This is a genomic window from Faecalibacterium sp. Marseille-Q4137 (genome assembly GCF_017377535.1).
In the GTDB taxonomy this organism is placed as follows: Bacteria; Bacillota; Clostridia; order Oscillospirales; family Ruminococcaceae; genus Faecalibacterium; species Faecalibacterium duncaniae.
The window spans coordinates 1-1,000 of sequence record NZ_JAFREK010000118.1 but is presented as its reverse complement, the minus strand read 5'-3'; the positions used below and the strand labels follow the sequence as shown (position 1 = coordinate 1,000).

General features: G+C 56.4%; 1 protein-coding gene. It reads right to left on the bottom strand.

Features of this window, described 5'->3' with window-relative positions; genetic code table 11:
• Positions 1 to 263: 263 nt before the first annotated feature.
• On the bottom strand, positions 264 to 1,000 hold a 737-nt coding region (rlmD, locus tag J3353_RS16075; RefSeq protein WP_207685255.1), incomplete at its 5' end, for a 23S rRNA (uracil(1939)-C(5))-methyltransferase RlmD.

Here is a 1,000-nt window from a genome sequence, read left to right as displayed (position 1 = left end):
GTAGCCGCTGTTCTTTTCTACCCGAAAAACTGCCATTTCACGGATGCCTCCTTTCTGTTTTTGGGCAAAGAAAAAGCCGCAGGCTTTTTGTGAAAGTCTGCGGCTATGCCGATTGTTAGATATTCAATTCTTTGTGTTTCCGCACTCCATATCAATTACCACCGAAACAGTAATGTGATTTTCAATGCGTTTGTTGCGGAGTTTATCGCCCTCGCCATCGAACACAACGTGACGAGAAAATAACGTAAAACGGAGGATTTCTACTAGATTTCTCTTTGCAGCGAAACTATCGCTTCGACATGTTTCGTCCTCGGGAAAAGGTCCACCGGCTGCACCTTTTCTGCCCGATACCCATGCTCTTCCAGCCACTTGGCATCCCGGGCGGCGGTGGAGGGGTTGCAGCTGACATAGACCACCCGGCGGGGGGACATGGTGACGACAGCGGAAAGGGTTGCTTCGTCACAGCCTTTGCGGGGCGGGTCGAGCATCACAACATCCGGGTGCAGGCCCTCGGCGGCAAGCTGGGTGGCAGCCTGACCGGCATCGGCGCAGAAGAAACGGCTCTTTGCGGCTATGGCATCACCCATGCGGGCAGCATTGGCCTTGGCGCTTTCGATGGCCTCAGGTACGATCTCCACGCCGATGAGCTCCCGGCAATGGTCTGCCATGGACAGGCCAATGGTGCCCATGCCGCAGTAGAGGTCCAACAGCAGGTCATCCGGGGTCAACTGAGCATATTCTGCAGCAATGCCATAGAGCTGCTCAGCGGCCAGGGTGTTGACCTGATAGAACGACAAGGGGCCCAGCTGCACCGGAACGCCGCAGAGGGTGTCCTCAATGAACCCGGGGCCGTACAGGGCGTGGGTCTCGCTGCCCAGGATCACATTGGTGTTTCTGGCATTGACATTGATCAGGATGGTGGCGATATCGGAAAACTGCGCAGTCAGTGCGCGGCAAAGCTCCTCTGCGTGGGGCAGCTTTGCCCGGGTGCAGACCAGAC